Here is a 25,940-nt window from a genome sequence, read left to right on the forward strand (position 1 = left end):
TATCGTTGCAGCTCGCCCCCGATCCCTCCCCCCTCTGCGGGGAAGGGGGCCCGGCGGAGCCGGGCGGGAGAGGGGCAGCGCGACGCCGGTCCAGGGAGCACCCGTCAGAACGGTTCCGCCATATCCGGAAGCGTGGCTTCCCTCTCCCGGCTCGATCCGCTCGCCACCCTCCCCCGCAGAGGCGGGAGGGTTCGGGCGCCCGCCTTCCCTACCCCCGCGCCAACACCTTGCCCGGGTTCAGCAGCCCCTCCGGATCGAGCGCCGCCTTGATCCGCCGCGCCAGCGCCATCTCGTCCGGGTGGCGGTGACGGGCGAGCTCGGCGACGCGGTACTGGCCGATGCCGTGCTCGGCCGAGATGCTGCCGCTGTAGCGGTCCACCACCCCGTGCACGAGGGCGTTGATCGCCTCCGAGGAATGGTCCGGCCCGATCAGGACGTTGTAGTGGATGTTGCCGTCGCCCATGTGGCCGAAGGCGTTGACGCGGGTGCCGGGCGCGCCCGCCGCCAGCACCCTTCCGGCCTCGTCGAGGAAGGCGGGGATCGCGGTGATCGGGACCGAGACGTCGTGCTTGACGCTCTTGCCCTCGCGAGCCTCGCACTCGGTCACGTGCTCGCGCAGGGCCCAGAGCTCGGCGGCCTGGCGGCCGGACTCGGCCAGCACCCCGTCGAGGGCATCCTCGCGCTCGAGCGCCGTGCCGAGTACGCCCTCCATCGCCTCGCGTAGCCCCGAGAGCGACGAGGCGGCCTCGATCAGCACGCTCCAGCCCGCCTGCCCGACCGGGCTCCTGAGGCCTGCATGCGTCTCCACCAAGCCGAGCGAGGTGCCGGAGATCAGCTCGAAGGCCTGGATGCTGTCGCCGATCTCCTCCTGCGCGAGGGTGAACAGGCGCAGGGCCGCCGCCGGATCGGGCACGGCGAGGAGGGCCGTCGCGCTGTGGCGCGGCTTGGGCACGAGGCGCAGGACCGCCGCCGTGACGATGCCGAGCGTGCCCTCGGTGCCGATGAAGAGCTGCTTCCAGTCGTAGCCGGCATTGTCCTTGCGCAGGGCCCGCAGGCCGTCGACGACGCTGCCATCGGCGAGCACCACCTCGAGGCCGAGGACGAGGCCGCGGGTCATGCCGTAGCGCACCACGTTGATCCCGCCCGCATTGGTGGCGATCACGCCGCCGACCAGCGCCGAGCCCTCCGCCGCGAAGCTCACCGGCAGGAGCCGCCCGGCGGCCTCGGCGGCGTCCTGCGCCACCTTGAGGATGCAGCCGGCTTCCGCGGTCAGCGTCAGGCCGACCGGATCGACCCCGCGGATCGCGCTCATGCGGGCGAGCGACAGCACCACCTGCGTGCCGGACGCGTCCGGCACCGCGCCGCCGGCAAGCCCGGTATTGCCGCTCTGCGGCACCAGGGCGGCGCCGGCCTCGGCGCAGAGCCGCACCACGTCGGCCACCTCGGCGGTGCTGGCGGGGCGCACCACGCCGGCCGGCCGGCCCGGAAACAGGCGCCGCCAGTCGATCGCGAAGGGGGCCATGTCGGCCTCTTCGGTGAGGAGGCCGGCCGGGCCGAGGCGATCCCTGAGGCGCTGGATCAGGGTGTCGTGCGGGGGCTGGTGGGCCGGAAGGGTCATCGGCGTCCTCCGACGGGTCGCGCGGGTGTGGTGAGCTGGGCGCCGGCCTCGCCCGGATGGAAGCCGGGGTCAAGCCCGTGGGCGCGGGACGGTTCGGCGCGGGCCGCACGCGCCGGAGGAGCATGAACAGGATACGCCGGAGGCGCGTGGACCGGAGGCGCCGGAGGCGAAAGGATCTGAGGCGCCGGAGGCGAATGAGCCAGGTGCGCCGGAGGCGCACGAGCCGGAAGCGGCCGATTCATCGGGGCCCATCCGCGCGGAAAGAACAATTTTACCGTGCCGGCCGGGCGCAGGCAGGCCGCCAAGGTTCCGCCGAGAGCATGCACCTCGCGCAGCGGAAATTACTTGCGTGAAAATAAAATTTATATAAAAACCGGCATCACTCCCGATTGGAGACAACGATGCCCGAGCGGCGCGTGATTCTCGTCCTGCCGACGCAAGAGGCGCTGCACGACTCAGCCATGATGAGGTTGAGTGGCGGCGGCGGAATCAGCCGCCGGTTGACCGGATTGCCGGCCCGCGCGGACATAGACACGTGCTTCTCTGCGGTCCCGCTCGGGGATAGTCAGTCCGCCTCCCCCTTCTCGGTGTCGTCACCCGACGGCGCCACGCATTACGCCGTCCGGGCGACGATCGACGCCGATGCCGAGCTGCCGGCGCTGACGACCGAGGGCGCGGCGATCTTCTCCGACCCGCCGATCGCGCATTTCACGGCGCCGGCCGGCGCGGCCGGCGTTCCGGGCGGCACCCGGGCGGAGGTGGAGCAGCGCCTCGGCGTGCCTGGGCTCGCCGCGCGCCGGCTCGACGGCGCGGGCGTGACGATCGCGGTGGTGGATGCCGGGATCAACCTCGCGCATCTGGCCTCGCGCGGGGTCGCGGCCTCGCTCGACGCCGCGGTGACCTGGCCGCCTCGTCCGGTCGAATCCGGCCAGCATCCGGTCGGCACCGGCACGATGTGCGCCTACGGCGCCCTGATCGCCGCTCCGCGGGCGACGTTGCTCGACGTGCCCGTCCTGCCCGCGACGGGGCCCGGCTTCCTCAGCGACGCCCTCCAGGCCTATGCCCACCTGCTCACGGCGGTGCAGGCGGACAAGCCGCGCTTCAAGGCCCTCATCGTCACCAATTCCTGGGGTCTCGGCCACGAGAGCTGGGACTTCCCGGCCGGGCATCCCGGGCGCTACGTCGACAATCCGGGCCATCCCTTCAACCGGATCGTCGGGGCGCTCAGCCGCTATGGCGTCGACATCCTGTTCGCGGCCGGCAATGGCGGCCAAGGACCCCACCAAGGCTCTCACCGAGGATATGGCGATGGGCGTCCCGATCCACGCGGCCAGGGCCGGACCCAGCCCACCATCATGGGGGCGAACGCCCATCCGGACGTCATCACGGTGACCGGCGCGACCCTGCGGGGCCGGCGGACCGACGACGCGTCGCAGGGGCCGGGCATTCCCGGCATGGTCTACGCCAAGCCCGACCTCGCGAGCTACACCGACTTCCTCGGCTCGGAGGCGGGCGGGTCCGGAAAGGCCGATGCCGGGACCTCCGCCGCCTGCCCGGTCGCCGCCGGCTGCGTCGCCGCGCTCCGGACCCGGCTGCCGCACGCCGCGCTCAATCCCCGCGACCTCACCGTCGCGCTCCAGGCCGATGCGCGCCGCCGCGGCCCGTCGAGCTGGCACCACAGCCTCGGCTACGGGGTGATGGCGCCGTTGCGCACCGCCATGCGCCTCGGGCTGTGATGCGCCTCGGGCTGTGATGCGCCTCGGGCTGTGATGCGCCTCGGGCTGTGACCGGGCCCTCGGCTCACGGCCGCATGCCGAGGAAATCCGCCATCAGGGCGAGCTGGCCCTCCAGCATCGGCAGGCCCGGATGGGTGCGGCAGCCCCGCGCCGCCGCTTCCGTCAGCAGCGGCGTCTCGGCCGGCTGCATGATGATCTCGGCCACGAGCTGATCGGGCGCGAGCCCGGCCGGGTCGAGGGGCAGGGCATCGTCGGGCCTCAAGCCGAGCGAGGTGGCGTTGACCACGAGGTCGTGCCCCGCCGGATCGGGGCTGCCGAGAGCCAGCGGCAGGTCCGGGGCGAGCCGGCGCAGGCGCGCGAACAGGTCCTCGACCCGTCCGGCCGTCCGGTTGTGCACGGTGAGGCGGCTCACCCCGGCCTCGGCCAGCGCGAAGGCGATGGCGTTGGCCGCCCCACCCGCCCCGGCGAGATAGGCGCTGCGGCCAAGCAGTTCGTGGCCTGCCGCCCGCAAGCCCGCGACGAAGCCGGCCCCGTCCAGGATCTCGCCGACGAGGCGGCCATCGGCCTCGCGCCGCACCGCGTTGACCGCCCCGACGAGCCGCGCCGCCTCGCTGACCCGGTCGAGGAGCGGCACGATCGCGGTCTTGTGCGGCACGGTGATGATCGCGCCGCCGAAGCTCTGCACAGCCCGCAGGCCCGCCAGCACCGTCGCGAGGTCCGCCGCCGCGACGTGGAGCGGCACCATCACCCCGTCGACGCCGCGCTCGGCCATGATGCGGTTGAGGCCCTGCGGCGCCTTCACCTGGGTAATCGGGTCGGCGAGGATCGCGAAGACGCGGGTGTGGCCGGTGATCTCGGGCATGGCTGCGGTCTATCCTCCAAAGCGTTCGGTGCGGATCGTTCGTGCGGGCAGGCCGGCCTCGACCAGGAGGTCGGAGGCGGCGGAGACGAAGGGGTTGCTGCCGCACACGAAGGTGTGGGCCGGTGTTCCGAGGGCGGCGAGCGCCGCGCGCACGGTATCCGCGTCGATCCGCCGGCCGCCCGGCACCCGGGTGAGGACGAGCCTCAGTTGAAAATTCGGCTCCTCGGCGTCGCGGCGCATCAGCTCCTCGCGGGCGATCACATCGTCGGGGGTGCGGGCGGAGGTGAGCAGCAGGGCCGGCACGTCCGGCGCGCCTTCCGCCCGGTGGCGCAGCATCGACAGCAGCGGCACCACGCCGGATCCGCCGCCGACGAGGAGCAGCGGCCCGCCCTCGGCGGGGTCCCACACGAAGGCCCCGCCGATCGGCCCGCGCAGCTCGATCACGTCGCCGGGCTCGGCCACGTCGGCGAAGAAGCCCGAGACCTCGCCGTCCGCGAGGCGCTCGATCAGGAGGTCGATCGTCTCCGGACGGGTCGGCGAGGAGGCGATCGAGTAGCTGCGCTGGGCCTGGTGGCCGTCCGGCGCGGTCAGGCGCACGTCCACGTGCTGGCCGGCCCGGAACGGCTTGCCCCAGCCGACCGCCAGGGTGAGGCGCCGCACGCGCGGCGTCTCGGGAACGGCCGCGGTGATCCGCGCCTCCTGCCAGACGAGCGGCACCGCTCAATCACCCGTGAAGCGCTGCTCGCGCCAGGGATCGCCGTACATGTGGTAACCGTGCAGCTCCCAGAACCCGGCCTCGTCTTTCTGCGTGAACCGCAGGCCCTTCACCCACTTGGCGCTCTTCCAGAAGTAGAGGTGCGGCACCAGGAGGCGGGCGGGACCGCCGTGGTCGGGCGGGATCGGCTCGCCGGCGTAGCGGGTCGCCACCATGGCCTTGGCCCCGGTCAGGTCGGCCACCGGCACGTTGGTGGTGTAATCGTCGTAGCCCTCGGCCAGCAGATAGGCGGTCGGCGCCTCGATCCCGGCCGCCGCCAGGAGATCGTCGAACGTCACGCCTTCCCAGGCTGTGTCGAATTTCGACCACTTGGTCACGCAGTGGATGTCGCCCTTCCAGCGGGTACGCGGCAGGGCCTCGAACTCGGTCCAGGTCCAGCTCTTGAGGGGCTTGGCGCCCTCCCGCAGGGTGAAGCGCCAGCGCGCGAGGTCGATCTTCGGCGTCGGCCCGAGCTGCAGCACCGGAAAGTCCTCGGTGAGGTACTGGCCCGGCGGCAGGCGCTCCGCATCCGGCCGGGCAGGGCGGCGCCCCGTGAACCCTCGCGTCACCATGGGGATGTCTCCTTATCCAAGTGTCCTGCCATCGGTCGATGGCAGGACGTCCGGCGCATGGGCGCCGCGCCTGGTCAGGCTTGCCGCGGCCCTGGCGGGCTGCGGAGTCAGTCCGCCTCACCATCGATGATCCGCGCGATCGCGTCGAGAAGCGAGGTATCCTCGCCGGCCATCCTGTCCATCGCGGCCATGCGGGCGATGACGGTGGCGGCGACCCGCTCCTCGACGGTGCCCTCCGCATAGGCGAACAGGATCGCGGCGCGCTCGCCGTCGCGGTGGCAGCGGCCCTCGATCTGGCTGAGCTGGATCGCGCTGTGGCGCATGTCGTGGACGATCAGGCTGCGCGGGCGCTCGCCGCCCGGCAATTCGTTGCGGTGGAGCGAGATCGATTCGGTGACGGTGAACACCACCGCGTCGAGCTCACCCCGCTGGAAGGCGGCCCTTACCGCCTCGTTGACCTCAGGCGCCTGCGTGCCGTCGATGGTGCCGGCGCGCCAGCCGCGGCCGGTCAGGGCAGCCTTGAGCGCCGCGCCCGTCTCCAGGAACGCCACCGAGATCGCCACCTGCTCGCCGGCCGCCAAAAGGTCCTCGGCGAGGTCGACCGTGCCGGCGACCCGGATCAGGCTCGCCTTCTGGCGGAAGCGCAAGTCCGCCGCCCAGCCGGCGGCGCGCCGGTTCGAGCCACCGGCCAGGCCCCATTCCCGGCGGAACTCGCGCCAGGTCGCGTCGTAGAGGCGCTGCGACGGTGCATCGAGGGCGGTGGGCGCGAGGTCGCGCTGCACCTCGGGCCAGCCGGCGATGTCGGCCGGGCGGCGCCGGAGCCCGATCGCCCGCGCGCCGCGATAGAGCAGGTCGGCCATCACGGTCTGGTCGCGGGCATTCGGCTCCCACGACCAGTTCTGCCAGCGCCCCTTGGCGCGGCCGATCGTCAGGTGCTGCATCAGGGCGCGGAAATCGGCCATGGTCTCGACCGGACGGCCGACGGCGTGGCCGAGCAGCGCGCCGAGATAGGACAATTCGTGCGGCGCCTGGCCGGCGGTGGCGCTGGCGTAGATCGTGAAGGCGGCGGCCTCCGCCATCCGCCGGCAGGCCTGGCCCTGCTGCGAGTTCGGGTTGCGAAGGCGGTGCGCCTCGTCGAACACCACGATCGGCCAGACGCGCTTGGGCTGGCCTAGCTTGGCGAGCTCGTTGTTCTTCGCCCGCACTGACCGGCGGGCGCTGGCGGCGGGGAGCGCCAGCAGGGACTTGGTGCGCTCGTAGTTGAGCAGCGTCACGTCCTTCGAGGCCAGCCCCGAATCGCGGATCGTGCGCCGCCATTGCGGCATCGCCCCCTTGGGGCAGACGATCAGCACTGCGGATTCGGGCATCGCCGCCACCGCGCCCCAGACCGACAGCGTCTTGCCGAGCCCGGTCATGTCGCCGAGGAGGAAGCCCGGCCGCCCCTCCGCCCGCGCCGCCAGGATGGCGCGGATCGCCTCGACCTGATGCGGGCGGGGAATCAGGCGGGGTGGCGCGGAGAACGAGGACATGCGGCCCCTCATGCCCGCGGGGCGGGGTGGGGCTCAAGCCCGCGCTCCGGTTCGAGGCCCCTATGCCGCGGCGCCGCCTCCGCGACGCACAGGATTCCAGCCCCGCCTGAGCCTAGCTCAAGCCGGTCGACGGCGCCTGCCACGCCACGCCGGGATGCTCGCGCACATCCCCGGCCTTCGAGCCGGTGTCCAACGTGCTGACCCAGTCGCCGGGCTCGGCGACCTCGACCACCTCGTCGTCCGGGTAGGCCGCTTCGAGAAACAGCCTCGCCTCGCCCTCGGCTGCGGCGCGCACGGTCACGAGCGGCCGATCACCGGACGTCCCGCGCACCCGTGCGATGAAGAGCTTCGTCATCGTCGTCCTCGTGAGGAACCGGGCCGGCCGCGGCGCGGCCGGCCATTACGCCTCGGGCGCCCGGATGCGCCCGGTGTCCTAACCCGCACCCGGATCGACCTCGTCGCCCTGCCGATCCCCGGCATTCGCCCCGGACTTGTTGCCCTCGCCGTCGCCGTCCTGCGGCACCGCCGCGACGCCCTTCAGGTCGTCGGCGGTGATCGTGTCGTCGCGGGCCGGCTTGCCGTCCCGCCCGTCCTTGCGCTCAGCCATCCCGTGCTCCTCACCCATCGGCCTTGCCGCCGGTCTTCTCGGTCCGGTACTCGCCGTCAGCAACCTTCTCGCCTTCGCGGGGGCCTTGCGCCGCGATCTGGTCGGAATGCCCGCCGGAGCTGCCGCCGACCGAGACCGGCGGCCGGCCGGGGGTGCCGGCCGAGGACCATTCGCGCTTCAGCTCGGCCTCGTCGCGGCCCCCACCCTCCTGCCGGGTGATCGCCTCCTGCTCGGGTGTCTGATGGCCGCCGCCGGCGGCCGGTCCGCCCCGGCTGCCCACCACGTCGTCGGGCTTGCGCGTCATCGCCTCACTCCCCCTCGTCCTTGCCGACCGCGGCCGTCGCCCGGTCGATCGCCTCCTTGACGGCGGGGCTGCCGGTCGAGGGATCGCTGATCCGGCGCAGGTTCTCCGGCGGCGTCTCGTCCTCGGTGGCCTGGCTGCCGTCGGTCGCGCCGATCGCGTCGAGGCGGTTGAAGTCCGAGGCGACCCGGGCGTCGCGGGCCTGTCCCATCGGATCGTGGGCCATGTCGGCTTGCGTGCGCTGCGGCACGCCGACATCGAGGGGCGAATCCTGCCCCATGTCCTGCCCATTGCGATCGGTATAGGGGTCGAAGTCGCGCAGCGAGGGCCGCGCCTGATCCGTCTTCGCCATCGATCCGTCTCCTGTTGCGGCCGGTTCGCTCGTGTCGAGGACAACACCGGGGGCGGTATGAGGTTTCCGCGGGTCAGCCGCGCCCAAGGTCCGGCGCTCCGGCCCGTGACAACCGCCGCGCTTGCTGGCAGGACGGCGCGACATCCACGGAGATCCTTACGCCCGTGACATCCGCCAATTCCCGTACCGCCGACCACCCGATCGACGCGCTGTTCCTCGAGCGCTGGTCGCCCCGCGCCTTCACCGGCGAGGCGGTGCCGCTGCCTGAGCTGACGACGATGATCGAGGCGGCGCGCTGGGCCCCCTCGGGCTACAACTCGCAGCCCTGGCGCTTCGTCTACGCGCTTCGCGACACCCCCGCCTGGGAGGCGCTGTTCGGGCTCCTCGTGCCGTTCAACCAGGGCTGGGTGAAGAATGCCGGGGCGCTGGTGTTCATCGCCTCGAACGGGATGATGAACACCCAGGACGGGCTGAAGCCCTCCTACAGCGCGTCCTTCGACGCCGGCACGGCCTCGGCCCTGTTCCAGCTCCAGGCGATCAAGATGGGCTGGCACGCCCACGGCATGACCGGCTTCGACCACGAGCGGGCGCCGGCCGCCCTGAACCTGCCGCCCCACCACCGGGTCGAGGCCGCCTTCGCCATCGGCCGCAAGGCCGACCCGGCGACGCTGCCGGAGGAGATCCGCGCCCGCGAGACCCCGAACGGCCGCCATCCCCTGTCCGACTTCGTGTTCCAGGGCGGGTTCCCGCCGCGCGAGGCGTGACCCCCACCTCCTACGAGGGTTTCGTCTCCGGGTTCCGCTGGCGGATCCCGGAGCGCTACAACATCGCGGTCGACGTCTGCGACCGCTGGGCCGCGGCCGATCCGGAGCGCACGGCGATCCTCGACGTGGCGCCGAACGGCCGGGTGGAGGCCTGGACCTTCGCCGCCCTGCGCGAGGCGTCGAACCGTTTCGCCAACGCCCTGCGGGCCCACGGCATCCAGGCCGGCGACCGGGTGGCGGTGCTGCTGCCGCAATCCCCCGCGGTGGTGGTGGCCCATCTCGCGATCTACAAGCTCGGCGCCGTGGCGCTGCCGCTGGCGGTGGTGTTCGGGCCGGAAGGCCTGCTCCACCGCCTCGGCGACGCGGGGGCCCGGGCGGTCGTGACCCATGCGGGGGGCGTCGCCAAACTCGGACCTTTGCGCGACACGCTGCCGGATCTCGACCTCGTCGTCTCGACCGACGGCGCCGGCGACCGCGCGCTCGGCTATGCGGGTCTTCTGGCGGCGGCCTCGCCGGACCTCGTCCCGGTCGACACGCGGGCCGACGACCCGGCCCTCATGATCTACACCTCCGGCACCACCGGCCCGCCGAAAGGGGCGCTGCACGGCCACCGGGTGCTGCTCGGCCACCTGCCGGGCTTTTCCATGATGCACGACTTCATGCCGAAGCCCGGCGACCGGATGTGGACCCCGGCCGACTGGGCCTGGGCCGGGGGCCTGCTCAACGCGCTCCTGCCGAGCCTGCATCACGGCGTCGCCGTGGTGGCGCGGAAGGCGGAAAAGTTCGAGCCCGAGGAGGCGTTCCGGCTGATGGCCGACCTCTCGGTCGCCAACGCCTTCGTGCCGCCGACGGCCCTGCGGATGCTGCGCACCGTGGACGATCCGCGCCGGCGCTTCGATCTCGGCGCGCTTCGCACCCTGGCCTCGGCCGGCGAGATGCTGGGCCCCGAGACCTTACACTGGGCGCGCGGCTCCCTCGGGCTGACCGTCAACGAGGCCTACGGCCAGACCGAGTGCAACCTGGTGCTGGCCTCCTGTGCGGCGCTCGGTGTGGCCCGGGCGGGCTCCACCGGCCGGCCGGTGCCGGGCCATCGCGTCGCGGTCATCCGCCCCGACGGCAGCCCGGCGGCCCCCGACGAGACCGGCCAGATCGCCGTCGCCCGGCCCGACCCGGTGATGTTCCTGCGCTACTGGAACGACCCCGAGGCGACCGAGCGCAAGTTTTTGGGCGGCTGGATGACCACCGGCGACCAGGGCCGGATGGATCCGGACGGCTACGTCCACTTCGTCGGCCGCGACGACGACGTCATCACCTCGGCCGGCTACCGGATCGGCCCCGGCGAGATCGAGGATTGCCTGCTGCGCCATCCGGCGGTGGCGCTGGCGGCGGCGGTGGGCAAGCCCGATCCGGTCCGCACCGAGATCGTCAAGGCCTTCGTGGTCCTGCGCCCTGGATATGCCGCCTCCGACGCGCTCGCCGCGGAGATCCAGGCCTTCGTGCGCACGCGGCTCTCGGCCCACGAATATCCACGCGAGATCGCGTTCCGGCCGAGCCTGCCGCTCACCACGACCGGCAAGATCATCCGGCGAGTGCTGCGCGACGAGGCGTAGGCCGTGCCCGGCGCCGGAAGCGGCCCCGCGCCTCGCGATGATCATCCTACAGACTTCGTCTTCGTCGCGGCGCCGGACGATCGACCGTGTCGGCCGCAGACCGTCGCGCCCGATTGCCTCGCGATCGATGTAATCACGGCTCGATCGCTTCAGTCTCGTTGAAATTTCTTCGAGCGAATACTGTTAGATCTTTATCGACGCCGAGACTGAAGCCAAAATTAAGAAAAAACCGGCTACGAAGCCCTCATGCTTCTACGTCATGGAGCGGCGGTTTACGCCGCAACCCTGCGATTCATGCGGTGCGTTTCGGCACTCATCCTGTCGGCTCGGCCGAGTCTGCTCCTGATCGTCGGCGGCCTCGTGCTGCCGAACGTCCTGGCGCTCGCCGCCTGCACCGTCGCGGGCGTGCCGACGCGGACGGGCGCCATCGCGCTCTACGCCGCGGTCGCGCTCCTGGGCGGACGGCTGCCGGGCTGGGCGCTCGTGCTGCTCGGCCTGGCGACGGTGCTGTTCGATCTCGTCTTCGCCGTCGGCCGGATGTTCTTCCTCGATCCCGCGATGGTCCTGCACCTGATCGACGCCGAGCTGCTGGCGTCGCTCCTGGCGACGCCCGCCTACGCGGCCGGCACCCTCGCGGCTCTCTGCGCCACGCTCGCGTACCTGGCCGTCCTGCTGCGGGCCGGCCCGACGATGCGCCAGGGCAGCCGTCCCGCCCTCGCGGCGGCGGCTGCCGGGCTGCTTCTCGGCGACGGCCTGGTCAACGGCTCCTCAGCTTACGATTTCGGGCCGCTCGCGAGCATCGGCCAGCCCTTCGAAGCGGCCAGCCTAAGCTCCGGCTTCGCGGCCCTGCCCGACCAGGCGCGGCCGCCCCGTCGGGCCCTGCTGGTGATGGTCGAGAGCCTGGGCCTCCTGCGCGATGCCGGTCGGCACGCGATCCTGACGGCCGCGTTCGACGATCCGGCCCTGCGCCGGCTCTACACGGTCACGACGGGCACCAGCGCCTTCTTCGGGGCCACCGCGTCGGGTGAGATGCGCGAGCTGTGCCGCACCTACCGCTCCCACCTCCAGGTCTTCGCCGCGGGCCATCCGACCTGCCTGCCCGCTCGATTCGCCGCCCACGGCTACCGCACGATCTCGGTGCACGGCTACCATGCGGGCTTCTACGACCGCGCGCAGTGGTACCCGCTGGTCGGGTTCCAGCAGAGCCTGTTCGGCGAGGCGCTGGCGCCCCGCTTCGCCAGGACCTGCGGCGGTCCGTTCCCGGGCCCCTGCGACACCGACGTGGCGGAGGTGGTCGAGGCCGAGCTGGCGGCGCCCGGGCCCGCCTTCGTCTACTGGCTCACCCTGACCTCGCACGTGCCGGTGCCACGGGACGGGGCGACGGGGCGGCAGGATTGTCGGCACCCGGGCAGCCCCTTCGCCGACCGCGAGGTCTGCGCCATGGTGGGGATCTGGCAGGACGTGTTCGCGGCGGTGTCGCGCATCGCCCTGGCCCATCCGGGAACCGAGATCCTGCTCGTCGGCGATCACGCCCCGCCTTTGTGGCGCCGGGCCGCCCGCGATGCCTTCGAGCCCGGCAGGGTACCGTGGATCCGGCTCGCGCCGATCCCGACCGCCACCGTGGCCTTGCCGTAAAAGGAAGAGGGCGGCGGGACTTCCGGTCCCGCCGCCCTCTCGATGTCCGAACCGGCGCAGATCCGGCGATCAGAAGCTCAGTGCCACCTTGGCCTCGCGCAGCTGCGCGATCTGCCCCTCGATCTCGATCTTGCGGTCGTAATCGTCGGTGGCATCGTAGAGCAGCTCGGCCGCCGCGATGTCGGCGTCGATGATCGCGGGCGTCAGCTCCTCGACCGGGGTCGCGCGCTCGGCGATCACGGTGAGCGAGGTGGCGTTGATCTCGGCGAAGCCCCCGCGCACCAGCACCCGCTTGCCGACCTGCGGGCTCTCGGTGATGACCAGCATGCCGGTCTTGAGGGTGGTGAGCACGGGCGCATGCCCGGGCAGCACCGTCATCTCGCCCTCGGAGCCCGGAAGCTGCACGGCATCGACCGCGCCGGAATAGAGGATCCGCTCGGGGCCGACGAGGTCGAACTGGAAGGTGGCCATGGGGTAGGGTCGTTTCCGGTTTCGTCAGGCGCGACAGGACTTTGCGCGATAGGGCCCGGCCTCGCGGCCGGGCCCGTCTGGGGTCGCTGCCGATCAGGCCGCGGCGGCGAGGCGCTGGGCCTTCTCCTTGGCCTCCTCGATCGAGCCGACCATGTAGAAGGCCGCCTCGGGGAGGTTGTCGTACTCGCCGTCCACCAGGCCCTTGAAGCCCTTGATGGTGTCCTCGAGCGCCACAAGCTTGCCCGGCGAGCCGGTGAAGATCTCGGCGACGTGGAACGGCTGGCTGAGGAAGCGCTCGATCTTGCGGGCGCGGGCCACGGTCAGCTTGTCCTCCTCGGACAGCTCGTCCATGCCGAGGATCGCGATGATGTCCTGGAGCGCCTTGTAGCGCTGCAGGACCTGCTGGACGCGGCGGGCGACGGTGTAGTGCTCCTCGCCGAGGATCGCCGGCGAGAGCATGCGCGAGGTCGAGTCGAGCGGGTCCACCGCCGGGTAGATGCCCTTCTCGGCGATCGAGCGCGACAGCACGGTCGTGGCGTCGAGGTGGGCGAACGAGGTGGCGGGCGCCGGGTCGGTCAGGTCGTCGGCCGGCACGTAGATCGCCTGCACCGAGGTGATCGAGCCCTTGGTGGTGGTGGTGATGCGCTCCTGCAGGGCGCCCATGTCGGTGGCCAGCGTCGGCTGATAGCCCACCGCCGACGGGATGCGGCCGAGCAGCGCCGACACTTCCGAGCCCGCCTGCGTGAAGCGGAAGATGTTGTCGACGAAGAACAGCACGTCCTGGCCCTCGTCGCGGAAATGCTCGGCGACGGTGAGGCCGGTCAGCGCGACGCGGGCGCGGGCACCCGGGGGCTCGTTCATCTGGCCGTAGACCAGGGCGCACTTGGAGCCTGCCGCGGAGCCGTGCTCCTTGGGGTCCATGTTCACCTTGGACTCGATCATCTCGTGGTAGAGATCGTTGCCCTCGCGGGTCCGCTCACCGACGCCCGCGAACACCGAGTAGCCCGAGTGGGCCTTCGCGATGTTGTTGATGAGCTCCATGATGAGCACGGTCTTGCCGACGCCGGCGCCGCCGAACAGGCCGATCTTGCCGCCCTTGGCGTAGGGGGCCAGCAGGTCCACCACCTTGATGCCGGTGACGAGGATCTGCGCCTCGGTCGACTGCTCGGCGTAGGACGGGGCCGGCTGGTGGATCGCGCGGAGCGACTCGGTCTTGATCTCGCCCGCCTCGTCGATCGGCTCGCCGATGACGTTCATGATCCGGCCGAGGGTGTTGGCGCCGACGGGCACGCGGATCGGCGAACCGGTGTCGGTGACCTCCTGGCCGCGGACCAGGCCCTCGGAGGTGTCCATGGCGATGCAGCGCACGGTGCTCTCGCCGAGCTGCATGGCGACCTCGAGGACGAGGCGGTTGCCCTGGTTCTTGGTCTCGAGGGCGTTCAGGATCTCGGGCAGGTGGCCCTCGAACTGCACGTCGACGACCGCGCCGATGACCTGGGTGATGTGGCCGACCTTGTTCGAGCCGGCGCCGGGGGTGGCAGTGTTCGCCATGATGCTAATCCCTGATTGCGTGCGGTCAGAGCGCCTCGGCGCCCGAGATGATCTCGATCAGCTCCTTGGTGATCATCGCCTGGCGCGTCCGGTTGTAGATCAAGGTCTGCTTCTTGATCATCTCGCCGGCGTTGCGCGTGGCGCTGTCCATGGCGCCCATGCGCGCGCCCTGCTCGGAGGCGGCGTTTTCCAGGAGCGCCCGGAGGATCTGGACGGTGAGATTCCGGGGTAGCAGCGCCGCCAGGATCTCGCCCTCGCCCGGCTCGTACTCGTAGACCGCGTCCGCCGAGGCGCCGGTGGCGGCGCTGGTCGGGGCGATCTCGGCCGGGATGATCTGCTGCGCCGTCGGGATCTGGGCGATCACCGAGCGGAAGCGCGAGTAGAACAGCGTGGCGATATCGAACTCGCCCGCATCGAAGCGGCCGAGCAGGTTGCGGGCGATTCCCTCGGCGTTCTCGAAGCCGAGCTGGCGCACGCCGCGCAGCTCGATCAGCTCGACGATCTGGTCGCGGAACTCGCGACGCAGGACGTCGTAGCCCTTCTTGCCGACGCAGATGATCTTGACCGTCTTGCCCTCCGCCATCAGGCGGCGGGCATGGTCACGGGCCAGCCGCGAGATCGAGGAGTTGAACGCACCGCACAGGCCGCGCTCCGCCGTGCAGACGACGAGCAGGTGGGTGCGGTCCTGGCCGGTGCCGGAGAGCAGCCGGGGCGTCTCCGCCCCGGGGGTCAGGTTGGCGGCGAGGTTGCCGAGCACCTGGGCCATGCGCTCGGCATAGGGCCGGGCGCTCTCCGCCGCCGTCTGCGCCCGGCGCAGCTTGGCGGCGGCGACCATCTGCATCGCCTTGGTGATCTTCTGGGTCGCCTTCACCGAGGTGATGCGATTGCGCAGGTCCTTCAGACTCGCCATCGGAGCGTCCTTTGGTGTCGAGCCTTGGGGCTTACTGGAACGACTTGGCGAAGGACTCGACCACGCCCTTCAGCTTGGCGCCGCTGTCGGCCGACAGCTCCTTGGAGGAGCGGATCGTGTCGAGCAGGTCGGTGTGCCGGGTGCGCAGGGTCGAGAGCAGGCCGTCCTCGAAGGCACGGACCCGGTTGACCGGGATCGCGTCGAGGTAGCCGTTCACGCCGGCGTAGATCACCGCGACCTGCTCTTCCATCTTCAGCGGCGAGAATTGCGGCTGCTTCAGGAGCTCGGTCAGGCGGGCGCCGCGGTTGAGCAGCTTCTGGGTCGAGGCGTCGAGGTCCGAGCCGAACTGCGCGAAGGCCGCCATCTCGCGGTACTGCGCCAGCTCGCCCTTGATCTTGCCGGCGACCGACTTCATCGCCTTGGTCTGGGCGGCGGAGCCGACGCGGGATACCGAGAGGCCGACGTTCACCGCCGGGCGCACGCCCTGGTAGAACAGGTCGGTCTCGAGGAAGATCTGGCCGTCGGTGATCGAGATCACGTTGGTCGGGATGTAGGCCGAGACGTCGTTGGCCTGGGTCTCGATGACCGGCAGCGCGGTCAGCGAGCCGGCGCCGGCGGCGTCGCCCATCTTGGCGGCGCGCTCGAGCAGGCGGGAGTGCAGGTAGAACACGTCGCCCGGATAGGCCTCGCGGCCCGGCGGACGGCGCAGCAGCAGCGACATCTGGCGGTAGGCCACGGCCTGCTTCGACAGGTCGTCGTACACGATCACGGCGTGCATGCCGTTGTCGCGGAAATACTCGCCCATGGCGCAGCCGGCGAAGGGCGCCAGGAACTGCATCGGAGCGGCGTCCGAGGCCGTGGCCGCGATGACGATCGAGTATTCGAGGGCGCCGTTATCCTCCAGCACCTTCACGAACTGGGCGACGGTGGAGCGCTTCTGGCCGACCGCGACGTAGACGCAGTACAGCTTGGCCTTCTCGTCGGTGCCGGCATGGGCCGGCTTCTGGTTCAGGATGGTGTCGAGGGCGACGGCGGTCTTGCCGGTCTGGCGGTCGCCGATGATCAGCTCGCGCTGGCCGCGGCCGATCGGGATCAGGGCGTCGATCGCCTTGAGGCCGGTCGCCATCGGCTCGTGCACCGACTTGCGCGGGATGATGCCGGGGGCCTTCACGTCGACCCGGCGGCGCTCCTCGGCGACGATCGGGCCCTTGCCGTCGATCGGGTTGCCGAGCGCGTCGACGACGCGGCCGAGCAGGCCCTTGCCGACCGGCACGTCCACGATGGCGCCGGTGCGCTTGACGGTCTGGCCTTCCTTAATCTCGCGGTCGGCGCCGAACACCACGACGCCGACATTGTCCTGCTCGAGGTTCAGGGCCATGCCGCGCACGCCCGACTCGAACTCGACCATCTCACCGGCCTGGACGTTGTCGAGGCCGTAGACGCGGGCGATGCCGTCGCCGACCGACAGGACCTGACCGACCTCGGTGACCTCGGCCTCCTGGCCGAAGTTCTTGATCTGCTCCTTCAGGATGGCGGAGATCTCGGCGGCACGGATGTCCATCTGGACCTTCCCTCGTTCGTTCGCGTGTCGGGCGTTATTCGGGGTGTCGGCGGATGCGGCGGGGCCCTTAGCGGGCGCCCTGCATCGCCAGGCGGATGCTGTTGAGCTTGGTGCGCAAGGAGGCGTCGACCATGCGGCTGCCGAGCTTGACGACGATGCCGCCGATCAGGCTCGGGTCGATGCGCAGGTCGAGGTCGACCTCGGCCTTCGCCACGTCCTTGAGGGACGCCTTGATGTCCTGGAGCACCGCGTCGGAGGGCTTCTCGGCCAGCCGCACCTCGGCCCGCACGATGCCCTTCGACTCGCGGACCAGCTCGCGATAGGCGCGAATCATGTTCGGCAGGGCGAAGAGCCGCCGGTTGGCGGCCGACAGGCGGATGAAGTTGGCGGCGATGCCCCCGATCCCGGCCTTGGCCAGCACGGCCTCGATCGCCTTGACCTGATCCTCGGCCGAGAAGGCCGGGCTGCGCACGAGGCGCCGCAGGTCGGCGCTCTCGGTCAGCAGGGCGTCGAACCGGTCGAGCCCGTCAGACACCGCGTCGACGGCCCGCTCGTCGCGGGCGAGCTCGAACAACGCCGAGGCGTACCGCCCGGCGACGCCCGCCAGGGGAGAACCCGATTCCGATGCGTTCTGAGCCACCAGCGCTCTCTCTTCATGTCCTGGCCCGACGGGTCCGGCCGCATCGCGCCGGCCTGGAGTGGAGCGGCGGCGGCGCGCGGCCCGTCGATGATGGGAAAGGCTCCGGCACGAGAAGAATGCCCCCTCCCCCGGCGCGGCGCCGGCCTAGCATGGGTTTTCGGGGGGCGCAAGGCGAGCGGAGGCGCGCCAATCGCGAGGCGGGCCGTGAGCTTAAACCCATCCGGCGCCTCGCGGTTGCGGGGACGGGGCGCACCTTCGACGATGGTCCCATTGCGCTGCGGGACAATGCCGGTGCCCGGGCGCAGGGAGGATTTTCCTCCGCGGCGCCGGGCCGCGGAGGTTTCGAGCAGGTTTCCAAGGCATTTCCGGGCTCGGACCGGTCTCAGCTCCCGCAGGCGATCTCGTCGCACTCGGCCACGTTGGAGAGCACCCGGGCGAGGCTCTTCGGGCCCGGATAGCCCAGGAGCGCCGAGGTGCCGACGACGTAGGACGGGGTGGCGTGGAGACCGAGATTCGCCGCGAGGCTCATCTGGCTTTTCAGCGCCTCCCGCACCTCGTCGGAATCCGCCGCCTGCTCGATGGCGGCCCGGTCATGCCCGAGGCGCGCCGCCGCCTCGAGCGCCCGGGGCCCGTCGTTTCGCCCGGAGGTGCCGGGGCCGAGGAGCGCGGCGTAGAGCTTCGCGGTCGCCGCCGAGCCGCCGGTGCGCTGCACGGCGAGCGCCACCTTGGCGGCCTGGGCCGATTGCACCGACAGGATCGGGTTGTTGACGAGCCCGATGCGCAGGTCCGGATTGGCCTTGACCAGGTCGTCGAGGTCGCGTGCCGCCGCCCGGCACCACGGGCAATTGTAATCGAAGAACTCGTAGAGCGTGACCGAGGCCTCCCGCGGCCCGAGCCAGGTCACGCCGCGCAGGCGGCCGATCTCGGAGGCGAGCTCGCCCGGCAGGCGGGTATTGGGGATCGGCTGGCCGTTGTCGCCGGTCACCGCGCGCCACTGGCCCTCGGCCTGCGCCCGGGCCTTGGTGGCGAGGGTGGGGAGCGTCGCCAGGGAGGCGGCCAGGAGGGTGCGGCGGGAGAGCGACATGATGGTTTCGCGTCCAGGGCGACAGGTACTCGTCACCCTTGATGACTAGCTCGGCCATTTTGGCCGGATGATGGCCTCACGCCGGCTCCGCCAGCGCCTCCCCCACAGCAGCCTCAAGCGCCTCCGGCTTCACCCGCGGGGCAAAGCGCGCGATCACCCGCCCGTCGCGGCCGACCAGGAACTTGGTGAAGTTCCACTTGATCGCGCGCGTGCCGAACAGCCCCGGCCGGGCCTGCATGAGGTGGGTGAAGAGCGGCTCGGCTCTGCCTCCGTTCACCTCGACCTTGGCGAAGAGCGGGAAGCTGACGTCGTATGTCAGCGTGCAGAACCGGGCGATCTCCTCGGCATTGCCCGGCTCCTGGGCGCCGAACTGGTTGCAGGGAAACCCCAATACCACGAGGCCGGCCTCGCGGTGGCGACGCCACAGGGCCTCCAGCCCGGCATATTGCGGGGTGAAGCCGCAGGCCGAGGCGGTGTTGACGATGAGCAGCACCTTGCCGCGGTACGACGCCAGCGGGTGGGGCGTGCCGTCCGGGGCGGCGGGGGCGAAGTCATGGACCGTCGTCATGGCCGCCTTATGCCTCACCCGGCGGCGAAGGTCTCGCCTCAGCGTGCGGCCAGCACCCGCTCCGCCGCCGCCGCCAGCACCCGCACCCCGAGCGCCAGGTCCTCCTCCTTGGTGTCCTCGGCCCAGTGATGGCTGATGCCGCCGATCGAGGGCACGAACAGCATCGCGGCGGGCATCACCTTGGCGACGTTCTGGGCGTCGTGGCCGGCGCCCGAGGGCATCGTCTGCCAGCCGCCGGGGCACAGGGCCTCGGCCGCCTCCGACAGCGCCCCCATCAGGCCGGGATCGCACAGGGCCGGGGTGTTGCGGGAGATCTCTTCGAGGGTCGCGGTGCAGCGCTCGCGCCGGTTGCTCTCGCGGATCAGCGCCCGCAGGGTCGCCTCCATCCGCTCCAGCACCGGCACCGCGACGTCGCGGATCTGAAACAGGATCTCGGCCCGGCCCGGGATGATGCTCGGCGCGCCGGGATCGAGGGTGATGCGGCCGGTGGTCCAGGTGCTGCGCTCGCCGCAGACCTGCGGAAAGGCCTGGTCGATGGCGGAGAGGAGGCGCACGGCGGTCAGGCCTGCATCGCGGCGCTCCGCCATGGTGGTGCCGCCGGCATGGTCCTGCGCGCCCTCGATCACGATCCGCCACTGCCAGATCGCCACGATTCCGGTGACGATCCCGAGGCGCAAACCCGTCGATTCGAGCTGCGTTCCCTGCTCGATATGCATCTCCAGGAAGCCGCGGTAGCGCCCCGCCTCCAGCTGCATCCGCGGCAGGCCGGCGAGACCGGCGGAAGCCAGCGCCGCGCGCAAAGGGGTTCCGTCGGTGCGGTTGTGGCTGCCGTCGATCTCGGCCTCGGTGACCTCGCCGATGGCGGAGCGGCTGCCCAGGAAGCCGACGTCGAAATGCCCCTCCTCGTCCGCGAAGGCGCAGACATCGACCGGCAGCCCGGCCCGGGCGAGCGCGAGGCCGGCCACCACGCCGAGCGCCCCGTCGAGCCAGCCGGCCTCGTTCTGGCTCTCGATATGGCTGCCGACGAGGAGGTGCGGACCGTCACCCCGATGACGCCCGAGGACGGTGCCGACGCCGTCGATGGTCGGGTCGAGCCCGCATTCCTCCAGGCGCCGCATCAGCCAGCGCCGGGATTCCATGTCCTGGGCTGAGTAGGTCGGGCGGTGCACGCCGGTGCGGAAGCGGCCGATCGCCCGCAGGTCGTGGAGATCCTTGAGAAAAGCCTGCGTGTCGATCGCCCGCATGATGCTCGCTGCCCTCCGTGGCCGCCCGGAACCGGGACGGTCGGGCGTGGCTCGTTCGAGGCACGATCCGTACCAGGGCGCACCTGGTCAAGCTATAACAAGCAGCACCGGGGGGATGGCGCCCCATCCGGGCCCGCTTCGGCCCGCCGCGCCGATCACGGCAAAAAGAAGGCCCGCCGGAGCGGACCTTGGTAGCAGTTCCCGCCCGGGAACCACGCGGCAGCGGACCGGGTTTGGTCCTGTGCAGGGCGGTGGCGATGCCGCTGCGCTGCTCGCGCCCTCCTCGGGCGTTTCCTCCCTAGACTCGGGCCGCCTTCTCGTGGGGCGGCCCTTTTTCGGTCCAGGATCGTTAACCCAACTCAAGTCCCTCGCTTCCGGTTGCATCATCCCTCGGTCTACCGCCGAAAGGTGCTCCCTGGGGGGCGGTCAGGCCGTCGCCCACTCGTCCTTGGCCTCGGCGGTGGTGCGGTTGAGGCGCACCTGCCCGCCCTCGACGCTGGCGATCGAATCGACATGGATGAAGTGGTGGTGGCCGCCGGCCGCCGGGTCGGTCTTGGTCAGCTTGATCCGCTGCCCGTCGAGGTGATCGATCGTGCCGACATGCCCGCCGTCGGAGCCGACGACCGGCATGTGCTCCTTGATGCTGCTGAGATCGATCATCGCCCGTTCCTTACGTGGTGCGGCGATCAACGAGGCTACCGGGGGCAGGTTCCTGCCGCCCGCGGGAGGCCGTGCAGCCTCCCGCGGGCGTTTCAAGACGTCTCAGGCGCCGGACATCTCAAGCGCCGGACATCTCAAGCGCCGGACATCTCAAGCGCTTGGCGCGGCGAGCTTGCCGTCCTGCCGCCGCCACAGCTTGAGCGGGTTGTCGTCGCGGAGCGCCGCCGGCAGCAGGGACGCGGGCAGGTCCTGGTAGCTCACCGGGCGCAGGAAGCGGTGGATCGCCAGGCTGCCGACCGAGGTGGTACGGCCGTCCGAGGTCGCCGGGTAGGGTCCGCCATGCACCATGGCGTGGCCGACCTCGACGCCGGTGCCGAACCCGTTGACCAGGATGCGCCCGACCCGGCGCTCCAGCACCGGCAGCAGGGCCCGGGCGGCGTCATGGTCGGCCTCGTCGAGGTGGAGGGCCGCGGTGAGCTGGCCCTCCAGCCGCTCCAGCACCGCGCGGATCGTCGCGAGGTCGGGGCAGCGCACCACCAGCGAGGCCGCGCCAAAAACCTCCTCGGCGAGGGCGTGGTCGGCGAGGAACGCCTCGGCGGTGGTCGCGAAGAGCGCCGCCTGGCCCTGGTGGGTGCCGCCGGCGAGGCCGCGCGCGAGCGTCGTCACGGCCGGGTTGGATTCCAAAGCCGCGACGCCGGCGCAATAGGCCTTGTGGATGCCGGGCGTCAGCATCGTGGCGGCCTGGGTCTCCGTGAGGGCGGCCGAGGCCGCCTCCAGGAAGCCGTCGAGGCCCGCACCCTCCACCGCCAGGATCAGGCCCGGATTGGTGCAGAACTGGCCCGAGCCGAGGGTGAGCGAGCCGACGAAGGCGCGGCCGATGTCGCGGCCGCGGGCCTCGAGCGCCGCCGGCAGCAGGACGACCGGGTTGACGCTGCTCATCTCGGCATAGACCGGGATCGGGACAGGGCGGGACGCGGCGGCCTGCATCAGCGCGACACCGCCGCGGCGCGAGCCGGTGAAGCCGACAGCGGCGATGCGCGGATCGGCCACCAGCGCCTGGCCAACGGAGATGCCGGAATCCATGAGGAGCGAGAACACGCCCTCCGGCAGGCCGCATTGCTTGACCGCCGCCTGCACCGCGCGGCCGACCAGCTCCGAGGTGCCGGGATGGGCCGGATGGGCCTTGGCCACCACCGGGCAGCCGGCGGCCAGCGCCGAGGCGGTGTCGCCGCCGGCGACCGAGAAGGCGAGGGGGAAGTTCGAGGCGCCGAAGACCGCGACCGGGCCGACGGCGATCTGGCGCAGGCGCAGGTCGGGCCGCGGCAGGGGCTTGCGCTCGGGTTGAGCCGGGTCGACCCGGGCCTCCAGGAAGCCGCCGTCGCGCACCACGCCGGCGAACATCTTGAGCTGGCCGACGGTGCGGCCGCGCTCGCCCTCGAGGCGCGCCCGGGGCAGGCCGCTCTCGGCCATGCAGCGCACGATCAGCTCGTCGCCGATCGCCACGATGGCGTCGGCCACCGCCTCGAGGAAGCGGGCGCGGTCGTCGAGGGAGGTCTCGCGGTAGGTGTCGAAGGCCTCGGCGGCGAGCGCGCAGGCCCGCTCGACGTCGGCGGCGGTCGCCGAGGCGAAGGCCGGCTCCAGGCTGTTGCCGGTGGCGGCCTCGACGGCACGGAAGCTCTCGCCTTCGCCGCGGCGGGCGGCGGCGCCGATCAGGTTCTCTCCGGTGATGGGCATGGGGTCGCGTCCTCTCCTGCTTCGGCCGCCCGACCGCTGGGTCGCGCGTCGCATGGCCGCGTCGCATGGCGACGGTCGAGCCTCGCCCGATCGGACGCGGCTCCGGCTGGGCAGGCTTATGCCCCGGCGGGAGGGGGATGATCCACCGGGGCGGGCAGAAAAATCCGTCTCATCCCCGCTGCGACGGTCTGTCCCGAGGGGTCGGCGCTTGCCACGGGCCCGCGCGGGCCGATGTGCCCCCGACCGGCGTCAGGTCAGGGGCCGGGACAAAGGACCCGATGCAGATCCATCTCGACGCCGTCGGGGGCGTGGCCGGCGACATGGTCGTGGCGGCGCTCCTCGACGCCTTTCCGGAGCACGAGGCGGGCGTCCGCGAGAGCGTGGCCCGGGCGAGCCGCGGGCGCACCGCCTGCGCCCTCCTCGCCCATGGCGACGGCGTGCTCCAGGGCCGGCGCTTCGCGGTCACCGGCCCCGGGGGCGAGGCGCCGGACCGGCCGGCGGACGACCATGCCCCTCGCCACCGTCACCACGGCGATCACCACCACCATCACGGGCAAGGCGATCAACCGCAAGGCGATCACGGCCATCGCCATCACGGCGGCGGGCACGCGCACCGGCACTGGTCCGGCATCCGCCGCGACCTCGAATCGTGCGGGCTGTCCCCGGCTCTGCTCGCCCACGCGCTCGCGATCTTCGGGCATCTGGCGCAGGCCGAGGCGCGGGTGCATGGCATCCCGGTCGAGGAGGTGGCGTTCCACGAGGTCGGCGCCTGGGATTCGATCGCCGACATCGTCGCGGCGGCGCATCTCGTCGAGGCGATCGGCGCGACGGGCTGGAGCGTGTCGGCGCTGCCGCTCGGCTCCGGCCGGGTGATGACCCAGCACGGTCCCCTGCCGGTCCCGGCACCGGCGACCGCGCTCCTGCTCGAAGGCTTCCTCACCCTCGACGACGGCGTGCCGGGCGAGCGCGTGACCCCGACCGGCGCGGCGATCCTGCGCCATCTGTGCGGCGACCAGCCGCGAAGGAGCGGGCCGCGCCGGCTCCTGCGCAGCGGCCTCGGCTTCGGCACGAAGACGCTTCCCGGCCTGAGCAACGTCCTGCGGGTGCTGGCCTTCGAGGAGCAGGGCGAGACCGGATCGCCCGGCCACCGCGAGCTCGGCATCATCGAGTTCGAGGTCGACGACCAGTCGGCGGAAGACCTCGCCATGGGGCTCGACCGGCTGAGGGCGCACCCAAAGATCTTCGACGTCGTGCAGATGCCGGTCTTCGGCAAGAAGGGCCGGATGATGACGCATGTCCGGGCGCTCGCCCGGGCCGACGCGATCGAGGAGGCGATCGAGGCCTGCTTCCGCGAGACCACCACGATCGGCCTGCGCCACCACACCGTCTCGGGAGCCGCGCTCACACGGCGGCTCGACACCGTCGCGGTGGCGGGCAGGACTGTCCGGGTGAAGAGCGTCGCGCGGCCGGGCGGGCGCACCGCCAAGGCCGAGGCCGACGACGCGCAGGCCACCGAGGGCCACGCCGCCCGCCAGGCCTTACGCCGGGAAGCCGAGCGCCTGGCTCTCGCGTTGCCGGAGAACGAAAGATGAGCGCGAGCCTCGCATCGGTCCTTGCCGGGCTCGGTCCGGTCGCCGTCGCGGTGAGCGGCGGGGTCGACAGCCTGACCCTGGCGACGATCGCGCATCGGACCGCGCCGGAGCCGCCCCTGATGGTCCACGCCGTGTCCCCCGCCGTGCCCGGCGAGGCGACCGAGCGGGTGCGGGCGGAGGCCGCCCGCGAGGGCTGGGACCTCAGGGTGATCGAGGCCGGCGAGTTCGCCGACCCGGCCTACCGCGACAACCCGGTCAACCGCTGCTTCTTCTGCAAGACCAACCTCTACGGGGCGATCCGGCGCGTGACCGGGCGCCCGATCGTGTCGGGCGCCAATCTCGACGACCTCGGCGAGTACCGCCCCGGCCTCGACGCCGCCCGCGAGCACGGGGTGCGCCACCCCTTCGTCGAGGCGTCCTTCAGCAAGGCGATGGTGCGGGCGCTCGCCCGCGACCTGGGCCTGGGCGCGGTGGCGGAGCTGCCCGCGGCGCCCTGCCTGTCGAGCCGGGTCGAGACCGGCATCCGCATCGAGCCCGAGACCCTGGCCTTCATCCACGCCGTCGAGCGGCTGGTCGGCGAGAACCTTGAGGTGACGGGTGCGAAGCGCGCCGTGCGCTGCCGGGTGCGTGCCGCCGGCATCGTGGTCGAGCTCGATTCCCAGAGCCTCGCCAGCCTGCCCGAGGCGGCGAGGATCACCCTGGGCCGTCGCATCGCCGCCCGGGCGCCGGCCCGGCTCTCCGACGCGCCGGTCTCCTTCGCGCCCTACCGCACCGGCAGTGCCTTCCTGACCGGAGGAGCGCCGCGGTGAGCCTCTCCGACGAATTCACCCTCGACTTCGCCCGCACCGAGCGGATCGGCCTGGAAGAAGCGGTGTTCGCCGCCGGCAAGTCGCCGGCGCAGATCGACGCCATCCTGGCGGCGGCCGACGCGCGCGGCGCCCGCTTCCTCGTCACCCGCCTCGACCCGGAGCGCTTCGCGGCGCTCGACCATCACGACCGGCTCGATTACTGCCCGGTCTCGCGCACCGCCTTCTTCGGCGCGGCCAGGCGGGTCGAGGGACCGGCCCGCATCGCCATCGTGGCGGCCGGCACCTCGGACGTGCCGGTGGCCCGCGAGGCCGAGCGGACGCTCGCCTACCAGGGCCATGCCACGACGCTCATCGCCGATGTCGGCGTCGCGGGATTGTGGCGGCTGACCCGGCGGATCGAGGAGATCCGGGCTCATCCGGTGGTGATCTGCGCCGCCGGCATGGACGCGGCCCTGCCGAGCGTGCTCGGCGGCCTCGTCGCCGGCGCCGTGATCGCGGTGCCGACCTCGGTCGGCTACGGCGTCGCCGAAGGGGGGCGCGCCGCCCTCGACGCGGTGCTGGCGAGCTGCGCCCCCGGCATCGCGGTCGTCAACATCGACAACGGCTACGGCGCCGCCTGCGCGGCCCTGCGCCTGCTCCACGCGGCATCCCGGCTCGCGGAGGCTCCCCGATGACCCTCGGCAGACCTGCGTTGGCAAGCCAACGCTTCATCCGCTTCGTTTGTTGGTTTGCCGCAGATCATTGTCGCAAATCCGGCCACCACTTTTGCGAAATCT

Annotated in this window: 26 protein-coding genes; 7 read left to right on the top strand and 19 right to left on the bottom strand. The window is 71.9% G+C overall.

Features of this window, described 5'->3' with window-relative positions; all coding sequences use genetic code 11:
• Positions 1 to 208: 208 nt before the first annotated feature.
• Positions 209 to 1,618 (bottom strand): FAD-binding oxidoreductase, encoded by a 1,410-nt coding sequence (locus DA075_RS01150; RefSeq protein ID WP_099951637.1) that lies wholly within the window; start codon positions 1,616 to 1,618, stop codon positions 209 to 211.
• Positions 1,619 to 2,205: 587 nt separating this feature from the next.
• Between DA075_RS01150 and DA075_RS01155 the strand changes: the two genes are divergently transcribed.
• Positions 2,206 to 3,354, top strand: coding sequence for a S8 family serine peptidase (locus tag DA075_RS01155; RefSeq protein WP_164712182.1), 1,149 nt, complete (start codon positions 2,206 to 2,208; stop codon positions 3,352 to 3,354).
• A gap of 64 nt (positions 3,355 to 3,418) precedes the next feature.
• On the opposite strand, the gene DA075_RS01160 is transcribed toward DA075_RS01155, so the two are convergent.
• From DA075_RS01160 to DA075_RS01190, 8 genes are all read right to left on the bottom strand, one after another.
• Positions 3,419 to 4,216, bottom strand: a complete 798-nt coding sequence (locus DA075_RS01160; protein ID WP_099951639.1) for a shikimate dehydrogenase family protein — start codon at positions 4,214 to 4,216, stop codon at positions 3,419 to 3,421.
• Between the two features lie 9 nt (positions 4,217 to 4,225).
• Positions 4,226 to 4,933, bottom strand: coding sequence for an FAD-binding oxidoreductase (locus DA075_RS01165; RefSeq protein WP_099951640.1), 708 nt, complete (start codon positions 4,931 to 4,933; stop codon positions 4,226 to 4,228).
• 3 nt (positions 4,934 to 4,936) lie between these two features.
• Complete coding sequence (locus tag DA075_RS01170) at positions 4,937 to 5,542, bottom strand: sulfite oxidase-like oxidoreductase (RefSeq protein ID WP_099951641.1); 606 nt, start codon at positions 5,540 to 5,542, stop codon at positions 4,937 to 4,939.
• Positions 5,543 to 5,649: 107 nt separating this feature from the next.
• Positions 5,650 to 7,071, bottom strand: a complete 1,422-nt coding sequence (locus DA075_RS01175; RefSeq protein WP_099951642.1) for an SNF2-related protein — start codon at positions 7,069 to 7,071, stop codon at positions 5,650 to 5,652.
• A gap of 112 nt (positions 7,072 to 7,183) precedes the next feature.
• Positions 7,184 to 7,426, bottom strand: a complete 243-nt coding sequence (locus DA075_RS01180; RefSeq protein ID WP_099951643.1) for a hypothetical protein — start codon at positions 7,424 to 7,426, stop codon at positions 7,184 to 7,186.
• Between the two features lie 78 nt (positions 7,427 to 7,504).
• Positions 7,505 to 7,678 (bottom strand): hypothetical protein, encoded by a 174-nt coding sequence (locus DA075_RS36325; RefSeq protein WP_164712183.1) that lies wholly within the window; start codon positions 7,676 to 7,678, stop codon positions 7,505 to 7,507.
• Between the two features lie 10 nt (positions 7,679 to 7,688).
• A complete protein-coding gene (locus DA075_RS01185) occupies positions 7,689 to 7,982 on the bottom strand; it encodes a hypothetical protein (RefSeq protein ID WP_099951644.1) in 294 nt (97 codons plus the stop codon).
• A gap of 4 nt (positions 7,983 to 7,986) precedes the next feature.
• A complete protein-coding gene (locus DA075_RS01190; protein ID WP_099951645.1) occupies positions 7,987 to 8,331 on the bottom strand; it encodes a hypothetical protein in 345 nt (114 codons plus the stop codon).
• 164 nt (positions 8,332 to 8,495) lie between these two features.
• On the opposite strand from DA075_RS01190, the gene DA075_RS01195 reads away from it, so the two are divergent.
• The 3 genes from DA075_RS01195 (at position 8,496) to DA075_RS01205 (ending at position 12,340) form a co-directional block, all read left to right on the top strand.
• Complete coding sequence (locus DA075_RS01195) at positions 8,496 to 9,095, top strand: nitroreductase family protein (protein WP_099951646.1); 600 nt, start codon at positions 8,496 to 8,498, stop codon at positions 9,093 to 9,095.
• Positions 9,092 to 10,705: an AMP-binding protein gene (locus tag DA075_RS01200; RefSeq protein WP_099951647.1), complete on the top strand. Its 1,614-nt coding sequence runs from the start codon at positions 9,092 to 9,094 to the stop codon at positions 10,703 to 10,705. Before DA075_RS01195 ends, DA075_RS01200 begins: the two co-directional genes overlap by 4 nt.
• Positions 10,706 to 10,999: 294 nt before the next feature.
• Entirely contained in the window at positions 11,000 to 12,340 is a 1,341-nt protein-coding gene (locus DA075_RS01205) for a sulfatase-like hydrolase/transferase (protein ID WP_123834107.1), read from the top strand.
• Between the two features lie 69 nt (positions 12,341 to 12,409).
• Here DA075_RS01205 and atpC read toward each other — a convergent pair whose 3' ends face one another.
• The 10 genes from atpC to DA075_RS01255 form a co-directional block, all read right to left on the bottom strand.
• Complete coding sequence (gene atpC, locus DA075_RS01210) at positions 12,410 to 12,811, bottom strand: ATP synthase F1 subunit epsilon (RefSeq protein WP_099951649.1); 402 nt, start codon at positions 12,809 to 12,811, stop codon at positions 12,410 to 12,412.
• 93 nt (positions 12,812 to 12,904) lie between these two features.
• Positions 12,905 to 14,362: a F0F1 ATP synthase subunit beta gene (gene atpD / locus DA075_RS01215; RefSeq protein ID WP_099951650.1), complete on the bottom strand. Its 1,458-nt coding sequence runs from the start codon at positions 14,360 to 14,362 to the stop codon at positions 12,905 to 12,907.
• 25 nt (positions 14,363 to 14,387) lie between these two features.
• Positions 14,388 to 15,272 (bottom strand): F0F1 ATP synthase subunit gamma, encoded by an 885-nt coding sequence (locus tag DA075_RS01220; protein WP_099951651.1) that lies wholly within the window; start codon positions 15,270 to 15,272, stop codon positions 14,388 to 14,390.
• 31 nt (positions 15,273 to 15,303) lie between these two features.
• A complete protein-coding gene (atpA, locus tag DA075_RS01225) occupies positions 15,304 to 16,833 on the bottom strand; it encodes a F0F1 ATP synthase subunit alpha (RefSeq protein ID WP_099951652.1) in 1,530 nt (509 codons plus the stop codon).
• Between the two features lie 67 nt (positions 16,834 to 16,900).
• On the bottom strand, positions 16,901 to 17,473 hold the full coding sequence (locus tag DA075_RS01230; RefSeq protein ID WP_099951653.1) for a F0F1 ATP synthase subunit delta: 573 nt from the start codon (positions 17,471 to 17,473) through the stop codon (positions 16,901 to 16,903).
• Between the two features lie 382 nt (positions 17,474 to 17,855).
• Positions 17,856 to 18,557 carry a DsbA family protein gene (locus DA075_RS01235; RefSeq protein ID WP_099951654.1) on the bottom strand — a complete coding sequence of 234 codons (702 nt, stop codon included), beginning with the start codon at positions 18,555 to 18,557 and terminating at the stop codon, positions 17,856 to 17,858.
• Positions 18,558 to 18,633: 76 nt separating this feature from the next.
• Entirely contained in the window at positions 18,634 to 19,125 is a 492-nt protein-coding gene (locus tag DA075_RS01240; protein WP_099951655.1) for a glutathione peroxidase, read from the bottom strand.
• A gap of 38 nt (positions 19,126 to 19,163) precedes the next feature.
• Positions 19,164 to 20,369 carry a Zn-dependent hydrolase gene (locus tag DA075_RS01245; RefSeq protein WP_174800044.1) on the bottom strand — a complete coding sequence of 402 codons (1,206 nt, stop codon included), beginning with the start codon at positions 20,367 to 20,369 and terminating at the stop codon, positions 19,164 to 19,166.
• A 426-nt stretch (positions 20,370 to 20,795) separates the two neighbouring features.
• Positions 20,796 to 21,029 (bottom strand): DUF2171 domain-containing protein, encoded by a 234-nt coding sequence (locus DA075_RS01250; RefSeq protein WP_099951657.1) that lies wholly within the window; start codon positions 21,027 to 21,029, stop codon positions 20,796 to 20,798.
• A 150-nt stretch (positions 21,030 to 21,179) separates the two neighbouring features.
• Positions 21,180 to 22,763, bottom strand: coding sequence for an aldehyde dehydrogenase (NADP(+)) (locus tag DA075_RS01255; protein WP_099951658.1), 1,584 nt, complete (start codon positions 22,761 to 22,763; stop codon positions 21,180 to 21,182).
• Positions 22,764 to 23,041: 278 nt separating this feature from the next.
• Here DA075_RS01255 and larC point away from each other — a divergent pair, with 278 nt between their 5' ends.
• Genes larC through larB form a run of 3 tightly spaced genes read left to right on the top strand, consistent with a single transcriptional unit; the run spans position 23,042 to position 25,838 of the window.
• Positions 23,042 to 24,355, top strand: a complete 1,314-nt coding sequence (gene larC / locus DA075_RS01260; protein WP_099951659.1) for a nickel pincer cofactor biosynthesis protein LarC — start codon at positions 23,042 to 23,044, stop codon at positions 24,353 to 24,355.
• Positions 24,352 to 25,164, top strand: a complete 813-nt coding sequence (gene larE, locus DA075_RS01265) for an ATP-dependent sacrificial sulfur transferase LarE (protein WP_099951660.1) — start codon at positions 24,352 to 24,354, stop codon at positions 25,162 to 25,164. Before larC ends, larE begins: the two co-directional genes overlap by 4 nt.
• Positions 25,161 to 25,838: a nickel pincer cofactor biosynthesis protein LarB gene (larB, locus tag DA075_RS01270; protein ID WP_099951661.1), complete on the top strand. Its 678-nt coding sequence runs from the start codon at positions 25,161 to 25,163 to the stop codon at positions 25,836 to 25,838. The genes larE and larB overlap by 4 nt, the downstream gene beginning before the upstream one ends.
• Positions 25,839 to 25,940 lie beyond the last annotated feature (102 nt).

This window comes from Methylobacterium currus, from assembly GCF_003058325.1.
In the GTDB taxonomy this organism is placed as follows: Bacteria; Pseudomonadota; Alphaproteobacteria; order Rhizobiales; family Beijerinckiaceae; genus Methylobacterium; species Methylobacterium currus.

Coding starts and splice junctions, on each gene's coding strand:
- DA075_RS01190 (WP_099951645.1), bottom strand. CDS start 8,331: ATGGCGAAGACGGATCAGGCGCGGCCCTCGCTGCGCGACTTCGACCCC.
- larC (WP_099951659.1), top strand. CDS start 23,042: ATGCAGATCCATCTCGACGCCGTCGGGGGCGTGGCCGGCGACATGGTC.
- DA075_RS01240 (WP_099951655.1), bottom strand. CDS start 19,125: ATGACGACGGTCCATGACTTCGCCCCCGCCGCCCCGGACGGCACGCCC.
- DA075_RS01180 (WP_099951643.1), bottom strand. CDS start 7,426: ATGACGAAGCTCTTCATCGCACGGGTGCGCGGGACGTCCGGTGATCGG.
- DA075_RS01160 (WP_099951639.1), bottom strand. CDS start 4,216: ATGCCCGAGATCACCGGCCACACCCGCGTCTTCGCGATCCTCGCCGAC.
- DA075_RS01250 (WP_099951657.1), bottom strand. CDS start 21,029: ATGATCGATCTCAGCAGCATCAAGGAGCACATGCCGGTCGTCGGCTCC.
- atpD (WP_099951650.1), bottom strand. CDS start 14,362: ATGGCGAACACTGCCACCCCCGGCGCCGGCTCGAACAAGGTCGGCCAC.
- DA075_RS01150 (WP_099951637.1), bottom strand. CDS start 1,618: ATGACCCTTCCGGCCCACCAGCCCCCGCACGACACCCTGATCCAGCGC.
- DA075_RS01235 (WP_099951654.1), bottom strand. CDS start 18,557: ATGTCGCTCTCCCGCCGCACCCTCCTGGCCGCCTCCCTGGCGACGCTC.
- DA075_RS01205 (WP_123834107.1), top strand. CDS start 11,000: ATGCGGTGCGTTTCGGCACTCATCCTGTCGGCTCGGCCGAGTCTGCTC.
- atpC (WP_099951649.1), bottom strand. CDS start 12,811: ATGGCCACCTTCCAGTTCGACCTCGTCGGCCCCGAGCGGATCCTCTAT.
- larE (WP_099951660.1), top strand. CDS start 24,352: ATGAGCGCGAGCCTCGCATCGGTCCTTGCCGGGCTCGGTCCGGTCGCC.
- DA075_RS36325 (WP_164712183.1), bottom strand. CDS start 7,678: ATGGCTGAGCGCAAGGACGGGCGGGACGGCAAGCCGGCCCGCGACGAC.
- DA075_RS01220 (WP_099951651.1), bottom strand. CDS start 15,272: ATGGCGAGTCTGAAGGACCTGCGCAATCGCATCACCTCGGTGAAGGCG.
- atpA (WP_099951652.1), bottom strand. CDS start 16,833: ATGGACATCCGTGCCGCCGAGATCTCCGCCATCCTGAAGGAGCAGATC.
- DA075_RS01175 (WP_099951642.1), bottom strand. CDS start 7,071: ATGTCCTCGTTCTCCGCGCCACCCCGCCTGATTCCCCGCCCGCATCAG.
- DA075_RS01185 (WP_099951644.1), bottom strand. CDS start 7,982: ATGACGCGCAAGCCCGACGACGTGGTGGGCAGCCGGGGCGGACCGGCC.
- DA075_RS01255 (WP_099951658.1), bottom strand. CDS start 22,763: ATGCCCATCACCGGAGAGAACCTGATCGGCGCCGCCGCCCGCCGCGGC.
- DA075_RS01245 (WP_174800044.1), bottom strand. CDS start 20,369: ATGCGGGCGATCGACACGCAGGCTTTTCTCAAGGATCTCCACGACCTG.
- DA075_RS01170 (WP_099951641.1), bottom strand. CDS start 5,542: ATGGTGACGCGAGGGTTCACGGGGCGCCGCCCTGCCCGGCCGGATGCG.